The sequence below is a fragment of the Nocardia alba NBRC 108234 genome (assembly GCF_001612665.1).
GTDB lineage: Bacteria > Actinomycetota > Actinomycetes > Mycobacteriales > Mycobacteriaceae > Nocardia > Nocardia alba.
Genome location: NZ_BDAX01000037.1, coordinates 1 through 15,413 on the forward strand (window position 1 = coordinate 1; position 15,413 = coordinate 15,413).

Consider the following 15,413-nt stretch of genomic DNA (forward strand, 5'->3'; position numbering starts at 1 on the left):
ATTCAGTGAGGCAAGGGTTCAAACTTAGCTCAGGCAACCGGTCGGAAGCAAATCCGTACCGAGTTCCTCCGAACACGCAGTCAGTCAGGCGCTCATCGTCCTACCTCGTGTCTCAACCAGGGGCTGAGTCGGTGTCCGTGTCGCTCTGACTCGAATAAAGTTACGTGCCGACCAACACTAAGTCAAATCGACTGGTCAAGGGCGGTTTCCAAGCAACGGGCCGGTGGTGAACCAGCTCGGTGCGGCCGCGGTGAAACGGTGCCGGTCCCACTGCCCCGCGCCTGCCGGGATCACGCCGACCACGGGGGTCTCGGTGACGCGCGGAAGGTCATCGCGATTGCACCGGGAAGCGAGGTCGGGATCGGTCGGCCAGGAGCCGATGACCAGGCCGGCGCAGGGGACGCCCGCCGCGGCGAGGGTGCGGGTGGTGAGCTCGCTGTGGTTGAGGGTGCCCAGTCCCGCCGCGGCGACGACCAGCACCGGTGCGCCGATCTTCTGGGCGAGGTCGAGGAGGGTGAATTCGCCGATCCGCACCAGCAGTCCGCCCGCGCCTTCGACCAGCACCAGGTCGGCATCGGCGAGCGATTCGACGGCGGCGATGGTGTCGCCCAGGGTCAGCAGTGGCATGTCCGCGCGGCGTGCGGCGGTGTCGGGGGCCAGCGGCTCGGGGTAGCGGACGAGCTCGAGGGTGCGGGTCACCCCGGTCAGGCGCGTGATCTCGGCGAGGTCGCCGGGTTCGCCGGGGGCGATGCCGGTCTGGGCGGGTTTGCAGACGGCGACGGTGCGGCCCGCGGCCCGCGCGGCGGCGGCCAGGGCCGCGGTGACCACGGTCTTGCCGACATCGGTCGACGTACCACTGATCAGCAGGATGGTCATGCCGTCACCGATTCCTTGCCGCGAGCCGTCGCGAGAACGTCACCGAGGACCTCGGCGATCGTTTCGAGTTCGGTCGCGGTGAGGTCGGCGCGCGCGGTGAGACGCAGCCGTGAAGTACCCGCGGGGACCGAGGGCGGGCGGAAGCAGCCGACGTCGAGGCCACGGGCACGGCACGCTTGGGCGGCATCGAACGCCACTTGGGCTTCACCGAGGACGACGGAGACCACCGCGGAATCCGGTTCGGCGACCCCGGCGATCCGGGCGATGTCGGCGGCCCGGTCGAGGACGCGGGCGGCCATCGACGGGTCGCGACGCAGCAGCGACAGGGCGGCACGGGCCGCACCGACCGCGGCGGGCGCGAGGCCGGTGTCGAAGATGAAGGTGCGCGCGGCATCGATCAGATGCGCGCGGATTCTGGCATCGCCCAGGACAACGCCGCCTTGGGCGGCGAAGGCCTTCGACAGGGTCGCGGTGATCACGAGGTCCGGCTCGCCGGCCAAGCCGAGTTCGTGCACGAGCCCGCGTCCACCTTCGCCGCGGACCCCGAGTCCGTGAGCTTCGTCGACGATCAGGACGGCGCCGTTCGCGCGGGTGACGCGATGCAGCTCGGCCAGCGGCGCGAGATCGCCGTCGGCGCTGAACACCGAATCGGTCAGCACCACCGCGCGCTCTTCGGCGCGTTCGGCGAGCAGTCGTTCGATCGCGGCGACATCGCGGTGCGCCGCGATGGCGACCCTGGCGCGCGAGAGCCTGCACGCGTCGACCAGGGAGGCGTGCGAGCCCGCGTCGGAGACCACGAGGGTGCCGCGTCCGGCCAGCGCGGTGACCACGCCGAGGTTGGCGGCATACCCGGTGGCGAAGACCAATCCTGTTTCGGCGCCGACGAATTCGGCCAATTCGAGTTCCAGGAGCGCGTGCTCGGTGGTCGTTCCGGTGACCAGGCGCGAGCCCGTGGAGCCCGTCCCCCAGCGACGCACCGCGTCGATCGCGCCCTCGACGACCTCAGGGTGCCGGTGCAGGCCCAGGTAGTCGTTGGAGGCGAGGTCGATCGCGGACGACTCGGACACTCGCTCGCGCAGCTGCCTGCGTAGCCCGGCGTCGACCCGTTCGGCCGCACGCTCGTCCAACCAGCTCAACGGATCCGTACTCACAGTTGAGCAGCATACTTGAACACCGTTCAGGATGGTCGGCCTCCCGCGATCGAGGCCTTCACCGCCGCGCCCACAGCCTCGGTGATGGTGGCGATGTCGGCGCTGGTGCTGATGAACGGGGGCATCGTGTAGACGAGGTTGCGGAATGGGCGCAACCAGGCGCCCGCGTCGACGGCGGCATCGGTGGCGGCGCGCATATCGACGGGCGCTTCGAGTTCGACGACGCCGATCGCGCCGAGCACCCGGACGTCGGCGACGCCGGGCAGCGCGGCCAACGGTGTGAGGCCGGCCCGCAACTGCGACTCGATCCTGGCCACCTCGCCTCGCCAGTCCCGCGAGCGGAGCAATTCGATCGAGGCGACCGCGACGGCGCAGGCCAGTGGATTGCCCATGAAGGTCGGCCCGTGCATCAGCCCACCGTGCGCCGCGCTGATGGTCTCGGCGATCCGCGTGGTGCACAACGCCGCGGCCAAGGTGAGATAGCCGCCGGTCAGCGCTTTGCCGACACACATCACGTCCGGCGCGACGCCCGCGTGGTCGGCCGCGAACAGCTCGCCGGTGCGGCCGAATCCGGTGGCGATCTCGTCGAAGACGAGCAGGACCTCGTTGTCGTCGCAGATCCGGCGCAGTTCGGTGAGGTAGCGCGGATCATGCCAGCGCATGCCGCCCGCACCCTGCACGACCGGCTCGACGATCACCGCGGCCAATTCGTCGCGATGGGCGGCCACCGCGCGTTCGAGTTCGGCGACGTAATCGAGTTCGAACTCTCGCGGCGGCGCGGGGACGAATACCTGCTCGGTGAGAACGTCGGTCCACAGCGAATGCATGCCGCCGTCGGGGTCGCACACGCTCATCGGGGTGAAGGTGTCGCCGTGGTATCCCCCACGCCAGGTGAGCAACCGGTTCTTCGCCGGGCGCCCGACGCCGCGCCAGTACTGCAGGCACATCTTGGTCGCGACCTCGACCGATACCGAGCCGGAGTCACACAGGAAGACCTTGTCGAGACCGTCGGGCGTGAGTTCGACCAGCAATCGGGTCAGCCGGGCGGCCGGTTCGTGGGTGAGCCCGCCGAACATCACGTGACTCATACGCTGGGATTGCGCGAGCAGAGCGGCGTCGAGGACTGGATGGCGATAGCCGTGGACGGCCGCCCACCACGAGCTCATCCCGTCGACGAGTTCACGACCGTCCGCGAGAGCGAGTCGCGTTCCCGCCGCACTCGCCACGACCAGCGGCCGCGTGGTCGCGGGGAATCCGCCGTAGGGATGCCAGACGTGTTCGGCATCGAGGGCGGTGATCTGCTCAGGGGTCAGGTCCACGGGTTTCCTCAGTCATCGCCAGGGGCCGCCGACGAGACAGCCTTGAACGCTGTTCAAGTTATCACTTGACGTCGGCTACGCCACCCGGTCCGCCCGCATTTCCACGGCGGCGGATCTTCGCCGGATGGGCCGGGCTCGCGAAGCCCACGACCGCACGACGGTTGCTCGCGACCACATCGTGCTGAGCGGGGTCGGCGAGCGGCCGGTCACATCGTGCGCGGCGGAGCCCGGGGTTCCATTACTGTCGTAGCATGTCGAGCCCGAACGACCGACCCGAGGTATGGCCGGGCACCGCGTACCCGCTCGGCGCGACCTACGATGGCGCGGGCACCAACTTCTCGGTGTTCTCCGAAGTCGCCACCGCGGTCGAGCTGTGCCTGATCGCCAAGGACGGCTCCGAGACCCGCGTCGACCTCGACGAGGTCGACGGATATGTCTGGCACGCCTATCTACCCTCGATCACGCCGGGGCAGCGCTACGGCTTTCGCATCCACGGACCGTACGATCCGGAACTCGGATTACGTTGCGATCCCAGCAAACTGCTGCTCGACCCGTACGGGAAGGCGTTCGACGGCGAGTTCGTCAACGATCCCTCGCTCTACACCTACGGGCTGGATTCGCTGGGCAACACGATGACCGGTGTGGTGATCAACCCGTTCTTCGACTGGGGGCCCGACCGGCCGCCGAACCGGCCCTACCACGAGACGGTGATCTACGAAGCGCACGTCAAGGGTCTGACGATGACGCACCCCGATATTCCCGAGGACCTGCGCGGCACCTACGCGGGTTTGGCGCATCCGGCGATCCTCGGCCATCTGAAGTCGTTGGGCGTCACCGCGATCGAGCTCATGCCGGTGCACCAGTTCTTCCACGACCACGTGCTCACCGATCAGGGATTGCGAAACTACTGGGGCTACAACAGCATCGGCTATCTCGCGCCGCACAACCAGTATTCGGCCCGACCACGCGGCGACGGCGCGGTCGCGGAGTTCAAGGCGATGGTGCGCGCGATGCACGCCGAGGGCATCGAGGTGATTCTCGACGTCGTCTACAACCACACCGGCGAAGGCAACCACAACGGACCGATACTGAGCCTGCGCGGGATCGACAACGCCGCCTACTACCGGCTCGACGAGACCACCCCCGAGCACTACCGCGACTACACCGGCACCGGCAACAGCCTCAATGTCCGGCATCCGCACACCCTGCAACTGATCATGGATTCGCTGCGGTACTGGATTCTGGATATGCACGTCGACGGCTTCCGGTTCGACCTCGCGGCGACGCTGGCACGCGAATTGCACGATGTGGACCGGCTTTCCGCGTTCTTCGATCTGGTGCACCAGGATCCGGTGGTGAGCCAGGTCAAGCTCATCGCCGAACCGTGGGACGTCGGCGAAGGCGGCTACCAGGTCGGTAATTTCCCCAGCCTGTGGACCGAATGGAACGGCAAATACCGCGATACCGTCCGGGACTACTGGCGTGGGGAGCCCGCGACGCTGGGTGAGTTCGCCTCCCGGCTCACCGGGTCGTCGGATCTGTACGAGTCGACGGGGCGTCGGCCCGGCGCCAGCATCAACTTCGTCACCGCGCACGACGGTTTCACGCTGCGAGACCTGGTGTCCTACAACGAGAAACGCAACGATGCCAACGGCGAGGGCAATCGGGACGGCGAAAGCCACAACCGGTCGTGGAACTGTGGGGTCGAGGGCGAGACCGACGATCCTCGGGTGCTCGCGCTGCGGGCCCGTCAGCAACGCAATCTGCTGGCCACGCTGATCCTGAGTCAGGGCACGCCGATGCTCGCCCATGGCGACGAGATCGGGCGCACGCAGCTGGGCAACAACAATGTGTACTGCCAGGATTCGCCACTGGCATGGATGGACTGGTCACTGGCGCGGGCCAATGCCGACCTGCTCGAATTCACCCGGACGGTGATCGCCTTGCGCACCGCGCATCCGATCTTCCGGCGCAGGCGTTTCCTCGCCGCCGGTCCGAGCGACGATCAGGGGCACCGCCGCGAGATCGCCTGGTTCACACCCGCCGGCGGCGAGATGACCAACGACGACTGGGACAGTGGCTTCGGCAAGTCACTGGCCGTACTCCTCGACGGCGACGGCATCGCCGAACCCGGCCCACGAGGTGAGCGCATCACCGACGACTCGTTCCTGCTGTGCTTCAACGCGCACGACGAAGCGATCGATTTCGTCCTGCCCGGACCGGAGTTCGGTGCGCGATGGGCGCTCGCCCTCGATTGTTCGACCCCGACCGGCGCGGCCGACGCGGAGCACGCCGCGGCGGCGACGCTGCCGGTAGCCGGTCGCTGCCTGCTCGTATTGCGCCGAACCGCCTAGCCGCCGAGCGAGACGATGACCGAGACCTATGTGACCGACCCACAGACCCTGCTGCATCGCGCGCCCGTCCGGGTGAGCACGGTGCGCAGCACCTACCGGTTGCAGTTGCGCCCCGACGCGCTCACCTTCGCCGATGCCCGCGCCATCGCCGAATACCTGCAGCAGCTGGGCATCTCACACCTGTATCTGTCGCCGATCCTGACCGCGACGCACGGATCGACGCACGGGTACGACGTCACCGACCCCACCACCGTCTCGACCGCGCTCGGCGGGCCGAGTGGCCTCAAAGCGCTCTCGGACGAAGTGCGAAGCCGGGGAATGGGATTGATCGTCGACCTGGTGCCCAATCATGTCGGTGTCGCCGATCCACGGCAGAATCGCTGGTGGTGGGATGTGCTGCGCAACGGCCAGAAGTCCCAGTACGCCAAGTACTTCGACATCGACTGGAGCTCGGGCAACGGCGCGGGCGGGCGGCTGGCGCTGCCCGTCCTGCAGAACGAGAACGACCCGGCGGCGCTGACCGTCGACCGGTCCGGCGCGGAACCGATGCTGGCCCTGCACGATCTGCGATTCCCGATCGCGGCGGGCACCGACGGCGACAACGCGCTGCGCATCCACGACCGCCAGCACTACCGGTTGGTGAGCTGGAAAGCCGGCGTGTGCACGTATCGACGATTCTTCGCCGTGAACAGTCTGGCCGCGATCCGGCAGGAAGACCCGGAGGTGTTCGAGGCGACGCACCGGGAGCTGGCGGCCTGGTGCGAACACGATCTGATCGACGGTGTGCGCGTCGACCATCCCGACGGTTTGTCCTATCCGAGCGCGTATCTGACCCGGCTGCGCAGGCTGATCGGACCCCAGCGGCTCCTGCTCGTCGAGAAGATCCTCGCCAATCGCGAGCCGTTGGACGCGACGCTGCCGGTCGACGGCACCACCGGCTACGACGCGCTGGCCGATCTCGGCGGGGTGCTGATCGATCCGGCGGGCGAGACGACGCTGACCGAACTGTCCCAGCATGTCGCAGGGCACGGCAGCGACCGTGCCTGGTTCGGCGAGACCGAGCATCGGATCAAGCGGGCCGTCGCCGAAACCATTCTGGCGCCGGAGATCCGGCGATTGGTCGCCGCGATCAAACGCGACGGCAACGCGGGGAGTTTCGACACTCTCGCGGTGAGCAACGCGACCATCGAGGTGCTGGCTTTCATGCCGGTGTACCGGGTGGACTACGCGCCGCTGGCCGGGATGACGGCCGCGGTCGTGGCGGAGGTGGAGAAGCGCAACGCCGAACTGACGGCGCCGCTGTCGGTCCTGGTGACCGCGCTGTCGGTGGGTGGCGAAGCGGCGACCCGGTTCTCGCAGGTGTGCGGGGCGATCACCGCCAAGTCGGTCGAGGACACCATGTTCTATCAGGGCGCGCGCCTGGTATCGCTCCAGGAGGTGGGCGGTAATCCCGCGCGATTCGGCCACTCCGTCAACGACTTCCACCTGTCCAACAGTGAGCGCGCGCAGCGCTGGCCCGCGACCATGACGACGATCTCGACCCACGACACCAAGCGCGGGGAGGATGTGCGCGCCCGGATCGGCGTGCTGTCGCAGGTCGCCGATGTCTGGTCGCAGCGGGTTCGCGGCTGGCTGGAGACGACCCCGGCGCCCGACGGTGCCACCGCGTTGTTCCTGTTGCAGAACATGTTCGGGGTGTGGCCCGCCGACGGCCGACCGGCGTCGTCGGTGCCGGGACTGCGGGATCGACTGCACATGTTCGCGGAGAAGTCGATTCGCGAGGCAGGCACGAAGACGTCGTGGGAGGAGCCCGACGCGTCGTTCGAAGCGGCGGTGCACGGCTGGCTCGACGCGGTGATCGACGGCCCGGTCGGTACCGGTATCGGCGATCTGGCCCATGAGCTCGCGCCCCACGCGTGGTCGGATGCGGTGGCGCAGAAGCTCTTGCAGCTGGGCGCGCCCGGGATTCCCGATATCTATCAGGGCACCGAGCTGTGGGAGGACTCCCTCGTCGACCCCGACAACCGGCGGCCGGTGAACTTCGCAACCCGGGTGGGGATGCTCCAGTCACTCACCGACACACCAACTTTGGATACCACCGGGGCGGCGAAGATGTGGGTGGTCGCCTACGCGCTGTGGCTGCGCCGGGAGCGACCGGAGTGCTTCGTCGGTGGGATGTACCGTCCGCTCTATGCCATCGGCGAGCACGCGCATCGGTTCATCGCCTATGGGCGGGGACCCGCGGGAGAGGCGCCGGAGGTGATCGTGGCGGCGACCCGGTATTCGGTCGGGCTCGGCTCGACGGGCTGGCTCGACACCACGTTGCCACTGCCGCAGGGCAATTGGACCGATCGACTCACCGGAAACACGTTCGCCGGTAATGCGCGAGTGGACAAACTGTTCGCCCGGCTCCCTGTCGCGCTGCTGGTGCGCTGACAGCACACACCCCGCGGGGTGGGCCACCGGCGAGGGACCGACATTGTGCGCGGCGGTCCCTCGTGTCCGGCTCAGCGACTACGCCGCAGTCCCAGATACTGCAGCGCGGCGAATCCACCGACGGTCACCGACTGCATCACCGCCCATACCGCGCCCACCGTCGTGAGACCGAGTGCACCGGTGCACAGTGCCACGAGACTGGCTACCACCCATGCGGTGTTGCCCACCGCCACCGCCGATGCCGCAGTCCGGTTGATCGGCGCGGATCGGGCGACGACCGCGACGGCCAGTCCGTAGACGGTGAGGAAAGCCCCGATGACGAGGCCGACGCCGGTGTCGAGACCGAGCAGCCGTTCGAGTGGTCGCGCCAACGCGAGGTATGCCAGGCCGTTGACGGTGGTGACGACCGCGTCGAGGCGTAGCGACAGCCGCAGCAGGTCCTCGCCGGTGGCGAACAACGCGGACAGGCGGGACGGGACGGTGGTGGTCATGGTGAATCTCCTTGGCTGCGACAGGGTTAGGTGGTGGCGGGGACCTGGTCGAGGAAGCCGTAGACGCTGTCGATGCGGCCGTCGGTGAGCACGGCGACGTCGAAGCCGATCACGACGGCGGGGGCGTCGGCGGGGCCGAGACCCCAGGTGAACCGGACCTGGTCGTGGTGGGCGTCGACGGGGCCGGCCAGAGAGAATGTCCAGTCGGGGAACTGGGCCTGGACACCGGCGATGGCGGCCTCGAGTTCGGCGTGGCCGGTGACCGCGACCAGTGGGTCGACGTAGCGGGCACCCGGGGTGAACAGACGGGCGACGGCGGAGCGACGGGCGGCGGGCTCGCGGGTGTTCCACGCTTCCAGGTACTGTGCGACGACGGTGTTCATTTCGACCTCCGAAATAGGCTGTGAGCTGGCGTTTCGCGGGTTGTTCCTGCGATGACTCCAACGTTATGGCGCGAGCGGGGTCGGTCGAATCAGTCATCTATAGGTACTTTGCCCCTGGCGACTACTGGCGATGTCGGCACGGCGATACGGTGGAGCCCATGCTGCGCGGACGCGAAACCGAACAGGCCAGGATCGACGACCTGCTCAGTGGGGCGCGCGCGGGCCGCAGCGGTGCCCTGGTACTGCGCGGCGAGGCCGGGATCGGGAAAACCGCGCTGCTGGATTACGCGGCGGCGCAAGGTATTCCGACGGTGCGCAGTGCCGGAATCGAGTCCGAGGCCGAATTGCCCTTCGCGGCACTCCATCTGCTGGTCCGGCCCGGCATGGCGTTGGTACAGCACCTGCCCTCGCGCCAGCGTGACGCACTGGAGGCCGCGTTCGGACTGGGCGACGGCGTGGCCGACGACCGGATGTTGATCGGTCTCGCGGTGCTGACCCTGCTCGCGGAGGAGGCGGCGCGGGGACCGCTGCTGTGCCTGATCGATGACGCGCACTGGCTCGACCGAGCCACCGGCGAAGCGCTGCTGTTCGCGGCCCGTAGGCTCGATGCCGAGGGGGTGGTGATGCTGTTCGCGACCCGTTCCGGTCCGCGGGACTTTCCCGCGCCGGGGCTGGCGGAACTCGCGCTGCCGGGGTTGGGTCCCGAGGCGGCGGCGGCCCTGCTCGACGCCGGTACGACCCGGTTGACACCGGCGACACGCTATCGCCTGCTCGCCGAGTCGCGCGGCAATCCCCTTGCCCTGCTGGAACTTCCGGCCGCAGTCGGCGAGAACGGCGCCGACGACGCGAATCCGCTGCCGTTGACGCAGCGGTTGCAGGTGGCCTTCCACGGCCGGGTCACCCGCCTGCCCGCGCCGACGCGGACCGCGCTCCTGGTCGCGGCGGCGGCCGGTACAGCGGACCTGGCGCCGATACTGCGGGCCGCGGCGCTTCTCGACGCGTCGCTGCGGGATCTGCAACCCGCGCAGGACGCGGGCATGATCGGCACCGACGGCCGGGTGCTGACCTGGCGCCATCCGCTGATGCGGTCCGCGGTGTACCAGGGCGCCGCGCTCACCGACCGCCTCGCGGCTCATCACGCCCTCGCCGAGGCGCTGACCGGTGCCGACTCCGCCGACCTGCGCGCCTGGCATCGCGCCAGTGCCGCAACAGGTCCCGACGAAGACATCGCGACCGAACTGGAACGAACGGCCGACCGTGCCCGGCACCGCCACGGCCTCCACGCCGCCGTGGCAGCCTACGAACGCTCGGCGGCGCTGAGCATCCACGCAACTGCCGGCATTCACGCAACCGCCGACATCCACACGAACGCCGGCGTCGACACGAACGCCCGAGCGCGCAGACTCGTCCTCGCCGCCGAGACCGCGATCGAAGCGGGCCTCACCGACCGAGCGGAACAGCTCGCCGAGCGAGCCGCGGCCCTGATCGGTGATATCCGACTCCGCGGCAGCGGCGAGAGCGGGCTCGAACTCCGGCTGGACCTGGTGCGAGCGCGGGCCGAATTCGCCGGCGGCAAGCCGGGTTCCGCCTATCGACGGCTGATGTCGGCGGCCGTCGCGATGCGCGAGTCCGATCACCGCGGGGCTGCCCGGATCCTGACCGAGGCCGTCCACACCGCGTGGTATCTCGGACCCGATGAAGTCGACGAGGTGGCCACCGTCCTGGCGACGCTGCGGCTGGTGGAGGAAGATCCCACGACGCCGATCGCGCGGTATCTGACCGACTCGGTGGCGGGCAGGCGAAGCATCGACCTGCGGGACGCGGCGGCCGCCGCGCGCGCGGGCGGAACGGACAACCCGGCCGACCTCGTGCAACTGTGTGGCAGCGGTTTGGTCGTCGGACAGGACCGGCAGGTCGAGGAGTTGGCCGACGAGTTGATCACGCAATGCCGGGAGCAGGGGCGGATCGGATCGCTGGCGCCGCTGTTGTTCTTCCGGTCCGAGGGGCTGCTGTTCGGTGGGCGACCGAGGGCGAGCCGGATCGCGGCCGAGGAGGGGTTGCGCATCGCAGGCGATATCGGGCAGGCGCAGTGGGTGAGCCAGATCCACGCCTTTCTGGCATATCTCGCCGCGCTACAAGGTGATTCGGCACTCTGTCACGATCATGCCGATCGTGCGGTGGCCGAGGAATTCGGCGGGTCGGGCGCGGTCGGTGCGTCCTGGGCGCACGCGGCCGTGGCGCTGCTGGCCCTCGGTGAAGGCAAGCTGGAGCAGGCGGGCACCGAACTCGCGCGGATGACGATCGAACCGGCGCGCCACCAGGTGATCGGACTGCGCACCCTCCCGGATCAGATCGAGATATCGGTTCGGCTCGGCGCCACCGACCGCGCGACCGAGGCGCTGTCTCGGCTCACTGCCTGGTCGCAACGGGCCGAGCAGGCGTGGATCGCGGCGCTGGCCGCCCGTGGCCGCGCGTTGCTGGCCGAGGGCCCGGATGCCGAACAACACTTCGTGGCCGCGCTCGCCGCCAACCGACCGTTCGACGAAGCTCGCACGCGGTTGCTGTACGGCGAGTGGCTGCGCCGCGACAAGCGCAAGACCGACGCGCGGGCCCAGCTCGAGCAGGCGACGGCGCTGTTCGATCGGCTCGGCGCGGCACCGTGGAGCGAACGCGCCCGCTCCGAACTGGGTGCGCTCGGTATCGGAACCGGGGCACGCGCGAGCGACGGTCCACTGAGCCTGCTCACCCCGCAGGAAGCACACATCGTGCGGCTGGCGGCGCGAGGATTATCGAATCGGGAGATCGCGGCGCGACTGTTCCTGAGCCATCGCACCGTCGGCCATCACCTGTACAAGGCGTATCCGAAGCTCGGTGTGCTGTCGCGCGGTGAGTTGAGCACGCTGGATCTGAGGGAATGAAGGCGCGCCGGATCAGCTGCGCGAGGCGGCGCGGGCGGCGCCGATGGTCCAGCGAACGGTGGCGACCGCGGCTCCGGCCAGTACCGCGACCTGCGGCGACCCGATGATCAGCAGCAACAGCGCGGCCACCACGAGCGCGGCGACGAGCGCCTCGAGCTTGTAGATCGGCCACGCGCTGCCCGCGATGTCGACGGTCGCGGGCGCTGCCGTTGAGGTGAGCACTGCCATGCAGACCAGGATAGGCGCACATCGAAGTTCGGTCCACCGAACTTATTCGAGTGACCCTATCGGGAACATCACAGAGCGTGGGTTCGTTATGCGGTCATGCCACTCACAGGAGAGTACGCACCGAGCACATCGGACTGGGCACGCGAACAGGCCGAGACCTACGAGAACTCCGGCGGCGCCGAGGGCACCTCGATGCAGGGCAAGCCCGTCATCCTGCTCACCACCAAGGGCGCCAAGACCGGCAAGCTGCGCAAGACGCCGCTGATGCGGGTCGAGCACGACGGCGAGTACGCCGTCGTGGCGTCACTGGGCGGGGCGCCGAAGAACCCTGTCTGGTACCACAACATCAAGGCACATCCGCACGTCGAACTGCGCGACGGCACCACCAGCAAGGATTACACCGCACGCGAGGTTTCCGGCGACGAGCGCGCGCGGTGGTGGGAACGCGCGGTCGCCGCGTGGCCCGACTACGAGGAGTACACGAAGAAGACCGACCGCGTGATTCCGGTCTTCGTCCTCACCCCACGCTGAACCCGCAGGTCGGAGCCACCCGCCGGGACTGCCCCGGCGGGTGGTTCCGCTGAACGAGGGCGGGAGGAGCCTCGGTAGCATTGTCGAGGTGTCCAACATCGCTGACGTCGCCGAAGTGCCCGTAACCCGTCCGCCGCTCACCGCGGACGAGATCGACGCCGCCGCCAAGCGAATTTCCGACATCATCGAGCCGACACCGCTGCAGTACAGCGCGCGACTGTCGGCGAGCACCGGGGCCCAGGTGTACCTCAAGCGCGAGGACCTGACCGCGGTCCGCTCCTACAAACTTCGCGGCGCCTACAACCTGATGGTGCAGCTCACCGCCGGCGAGCGCGCGGCGGGCGTGGTCGCCGCCAGCGCGGGCAACCACGCGCAGGGCGTGGCGTTCGCCTGCCGGGCGATGGGTGTGCGCGGGCGCATCTACGTGCCCACCACCACCCCCAAGCAGAAGCGCGACCGCATCCGCGTGCACGGCGGCGAGTTCGTCGAGCTGATCGCCGTCGGCGAGACCTACGACGCCGCGGCCGCGGCCGCGGCCGACGATGTGGCCCGCACCTGCGCCACGATGGTGCCGCCGTTCGACGACACGCGCACCGCCGCCGGTCAGGGGACCATCGCCGCGGAGTTCCTCGAGCAGCTCGGGGCCGCACCCGACCTGGTGGTCGTCCCGGCGGGCGGCGGCGGCTGCCTGGCGGGCATCGGCACCTACCTGCGTGAACGCGCCCCGCGCACCGGTCTGCTCGCGGTCGAACCCGCGGGCGCGGCCTCGCTGACCGCCGCGCTGGTCGCGGGCGCACCGGTGACGCTGCCCGAGATCGACCCGTTCGTCGACGGCGCCGCTGTGCGCCGGATCGGCGAACTGCCCTACCGAGCGGCGGCCTCGTTCGGCGGCCGGATGGTCTCGCACGCCTCGCTGCCCCTGCTCACCACGCCCGAATCCACTACCGGAACACCGGCTTTCCGGGTGATGCTGGTCGACGAGGGCGCCATCTGCACCGCGATGCTCGATCTCTACCAGAACGAGGGCATCATCGCCGAACCCGCGGGCGCGCTGGCCACCGCCGCCTTGGCCGAGATCGACATCGAGCCCGACAGCACGGTGGTGGTACTGATCTCGGGCGGCAACAACGACGTCTCGCGCTACGGCGAGATCATCGAACGGTCACTGGTACATCGCGGACTCAAGCACTATTTCCTGGTCGACTTCCCACAGGAGCCCGGTGCGCTGCGCCGCTTCCTCGACGATGTCCTCGGCCCCGACGACGACATCACCATGTTCGAGTACGTCAAGCGCAACAACCGGGATACCGGGGCCGCGCTGGTCGGTATCGAGCTCGGCGCCACCGACAATCTCGCCTCGCTCATGCACCGCATCGAGGAGTCCCCGATCCAGGCCGAACGCCTGGAGCCGGGCTCTCCCGCCTACCGCTATCTGACGTAGGTCCACCGCGCGGTGGTCAGGCCGCCGCGCGGTCCTCACGACGTCCGGACGGGCGACCCGTGCGCGCGCCCGACACGACCAGCGGTAGCAGCCAACCCAGGGCGAGCTGGTCGTAGGGCAGCAGGATCTGGTCGAGGCGGTTGTGGACGTAGGCCACCGACAGGCCCGACTGCGGGTCGACCCAGCCGAACGAACCGCCGAGTCCGATATGACCGAAGGCGGACCGCGCACCGGGAACGGGCATCGAGTGGTAACCCAGGTGCCACATCATCGGCAGGTAGAACAGCGCGTGGTCGAGCCGGTAGCTCTGCACCCGGCGGATCGCGGCGTGCGTGCTCGGCCGCAGGTACGGCGTGCCGTCGACGGTGAAACCGTCGGCCAGCGCGGCATACATCTTCGCCAGCCCGGCGGCCGTCGCGACACCGTTGCCCGCGGGCATCTCGGTGTTCAGGATCGGCGGGGCGTCACCGTCGAGAATGCCGTCCAGACCGGGCACGAACAGGCAACGGGCGGCCGCACCGAGCGGGCCGGGCAGCCGGAAACCGACATTCGCGAGCAGACCGGCGCCGATCGGATGCGCGGCGAAACTCAAGTGCGCCCCGGACAGCCGAGCGTATTCGGTCGACGAGTCAGCGGCGGGCCGCCCGAGGTGGATGCCGTCGATCCCGAGCGGATCGGTGACCTCGGTGCGGATCAACTCGCTCATGTTCCGGCCGGTCACAGCCCTGGCCAGGCCCGCGAGCAGCCAACCGTAGGTCAGGGCGTGATAGGTGGGGGTGCCGAGGTGGCGGTCCGGGGCGGCCAGCGCCAGCCGGTCCTCCATCAACTCGTGATCGAGTGCCTCCGCGGCGGTGCCCGCGACCGAGGACAGCGACGACAGGCCCGACCGGTGGGTGAGCACGTCGGCGACGGTGATCGCGCCCTTGCCGCGCGCGGCGAAACGCGGCCAGTATTCGGCGACCGGGGCCTGGTAGTCGATCAGTCCGCGATCGGCGAGCCGGTGGATGACGGTGGCGGTGACGCCCTTGGTCGCGGAGAACACGATCGCGCCGGTATCGGCGTTCCATGGTCGGTCGCCCGCGCTACCGGTCCAGAAGTGGGCGAGCGGTTCACCGTGCCGATAGATCGCCAGTGCCCCACCCGCGTCGCGGCGGTGGCCGATCAAGGCGGCGAAAGCGCGCACCAGTGGACCGAACCCGGCCGGGGCGTAGCCCCCGACTCCGGCCGGGAGGGCAGTGCTGTCCTGCCCGTAAGCGTCGTTGCTCATCATGCAACTATACGGCGT

Annotated in this window: 12 protein-coding genes; 5 read left to right on the forward strand and 7 right to left on the reverse strand. The window is 69.1% G+C overall.

Annotation, left to right across the window (positions count from 1 at the left end; translation table 11 throughout):
• Positions 1 to 195: 195 nt before the first annotated feature.
• The 3 genes from bioD to NA12_RS30100 are packed head-to-tail and all read right to left on the reverse strand — an operon-like array spanning position 196 to position 3,346.
• Positions 196 to 876, reverse strand: a complete 681-nt coding sequence (bioD, locus tag NA12_RS30090; protein WP_067459164.1) for a dethiobiotin synthase — start codon at positions 874 to 876, stop codon at positions 196 to 198.
• On the reverse strand, positions 873 to 2,027 hold the full coding sequence (locus tag NA12_RS30095; RefSeq protein ID WP_067459167.1) for an 8-amino-7-oxononanoate synthase: 1,155 nt from the start codon (positions 2,025 to 2,027) through the stop codon (positions 873 to 875). Before NA12_RS30095 ends, bioD begins: the two co-directional genes overlap by 4 nt.
• A gap of 26 nt (positions 2,028 to 2,053) precedes the next feature.
• On the reverse strand, positions 2,054 to 3,346 hold the full coding sequence (locus tag NA12_RS30100) for an adenosylmethionine--8-amino-7-oxononanoate transaminase (RefSeq protein ID WP_067459170.1): 1,293 nt from the start codon (positions 3,344 to 3,346) through the stop codon (positions 2,054 to 2,056).
• Between the two features lie 251 nt (positions 3,347 to 3,597).
• Between NA12_RS30100 and glgX the strand changes: the two genes are divergently transcribed.
• Positions 3,598 to 5,700 carry a glycogen debranching protein GlgX gene (glgX, locus tag NA12_RS30105; protein ID WP_067459173.1) on the forward strand — a complete coding sequence of 701 codons (2,103 nt, stop codon included), beginning with the start codon at positions 3,598 to 3,600 and terminating at the stop codon, positions 5,698 to 5,700.
• Between the two features lie 15 nt (positions 5,701 to 5,715).
• Complete coding sequence (gene treY / locus NA12_RS30110) at positions 5,716 to 8,136, forward strand: malto-oligosyltrehalose synthase (RefSeq protein WP_243655128.1); 2,421 nt, start codon at positions 5,716 to 5,718, stop codon at positions 8,134 to 8,136.
• Between the two features lie 71 nt (positions 8,137 to 8,207).
• Here the strand turns inward: treY and NA12_RS30115 are convergent, their stop codons facing one another.
• Together NA12_RS30115 and NA12_RS30120 are read right to left on the reverse strand one after the other, a co-directional pair.
• A complete protein-coding gene (locus NA12_RS30115) occupies positions 8,208 to 8,627 on the reverse strand; it encodes a hypothetical protein (protein ID WP_067459175.1) in 420 nt (139 codons plus the stop codon).
• Between the two features lie 26 nt (positions 8,628 to 8,653).
• Positions 8,654 to 9,010 carry a nuclear transport factor 2 family protein gene (locus NA12_RS30120; RefSeq protein WP_084473225.1) on the reverse strand — a complete coding sequence of 119 codons (357 nt, stop codon included), beginning with the start codon at positions 9,008 to 9,010 and terminating at the stop codon, positions 8,654 to 8,656.
• Positions 9,011 to 9,168: 158 nt separating this feature from the next.
• On the opposite strand from NA12_RS30120, the gene NA12_RS30125 reads away from it, so the two are divergent.
• On the forward strand, positions 9,169 to 11,928 hold the full coding sequence (locus NA12_RS30125; RefSeq protein WP_067459181.1) for an ATP-binding protein: 2,760 nt from the start codon (positions 9,169 to 9,171) through the stop codon (positions 11,926 to 11,928).
• 12 nt (positions 11,929 to 11,940) lie between these two features.
• Here the strand turns inward: NA12_RS30125 and NA12_RS30130 are convergent, their stop codons facing one another.
• Positions 11,941 to 12,156 carry a hypothetical protein gene (locus NA12_RS30130; RefSeq protein ID WP_067459184.1) on the reverse strand — a complete coding sequence of 72 codons (216 nt, stop codon included), beginning with the start codon at positions 12,154 to 12,156 and terminating at the stop codon, positions 11,941 to 11,943.
• Positions 12,157 to 12,252: 96 nt separating this feature from the next.
• On the opposite strand from NA12_RS30130, the gene NA12_RS30135 reads away from it, so the two are divergent.
• A complete protein-coding gene (locus NA12_RS30135; RefSeq protein ID WP_067459187.1) occupies positions 12,253 to 12,687 on the forward strand; it encodes a nitroreductase family deazaflavin-dependent oxidoreductase in 435 nt (144 codons plus the stop codon).
• 88 nt (positions 12,688 to 12,775) lie between these two features.
• On the forward strand, positions 12,776 to 14,128 hold the full coding sequence (gene ilvA / locus NA12_RS30140; RefSeq protein ID WP_067459269.1) for a threonine ammonia-lyase IlvA: 1,353 nt from the start codon (positions 12,776 to 12,778) through the stop codon (positions 14,126 to 14,128).
• A 16-nt stretch (positions 14,129 to 14,144) separates the two neighbouring features.
• Here the strand turns inward: ilvA and NA12_RS30145 are convergent, their stop codons facing one another.
• Positions 14,145 to 15,395, reverse strand: a complete 1,251-nt coding sequence (locus NA12_RS30145) for a serine hydrolase domain-containing protein (protein WP_067459272.1) — start codon at positions 15,393 to 15,395, stop codon at positions 14,145 to 14,147.
• Positions 15,396 to 15,413 lie beyond the last annotated feature (18 nt).

What these genes read in the sequence shown, in the direction of transcription:
- treY (WP_243655128.1), top strand. Translation starts at nt 5,716, where the DNA reads ATGACCGAGACCTATGTGACCGACCCACAGACCCTGCTGCATCGCGCG.
- bioD (WP_067459164.1), bottom strand. Translation starts at nt 876, where the DNA reads ATGACCATCCTGCTGATCAGTGGTACGTCGACCGATGTCGGCAAGACC.
- NA12_RS30125 (WP_067459181.1), top strand. Translation starts at nt 9,169, where the DNA reads ATGCTGCGCGGACGCGAAACCGAACAGGCCAGGATCGACGACCTGCTC.
- NA12_RS30135 (WP_067459187.1), top strand. Translation starts at nt 12,253, where the DNA reads ATGCCACTCACAGGAGAGTACGCACCGAGCACATCGGACTGGGCACGC.
- NA12_RS30145 (WP_067459272.1), bottom strand. Translation starts at nt 15,395, where the DNA reads ATGAGCAACGACGCTTACGGGCAGGACAGCACTGCCCTCCCGGCCGGA.
- NA12_RS30115 (WP_067459175.1), bottom strand. Translation starts at nt 8,627, where the DNA reads ATGACCACCACCGTCCCGTCCCGCCTGTCCGCGTTGTTCGCCACCGGC.
- NA12_RS30130 (WP_067459184.1), bottom strand. Translation starts at nt 12,156, where the DNA reads ATGGCAGTGCTCACCTCAACGGCAGCGCCCGCGACCGTCGACATCGCG.
- glgX (WP_067459173.1), top strand. Translation starts at nt 3,598, where the DNA reads ATGTCGAGCCCGAACGACCGACCCGAGGTATGGCCGGGCACCGCGTAC.
- NA12_RS30120 (WP_084473225.1), bottom strand. Translation starts at nt 9,010, where the DNA reads ATGAACACCGTCGTCGCACAGTACCTGGAAGCGTGGAACACCCGCGAG.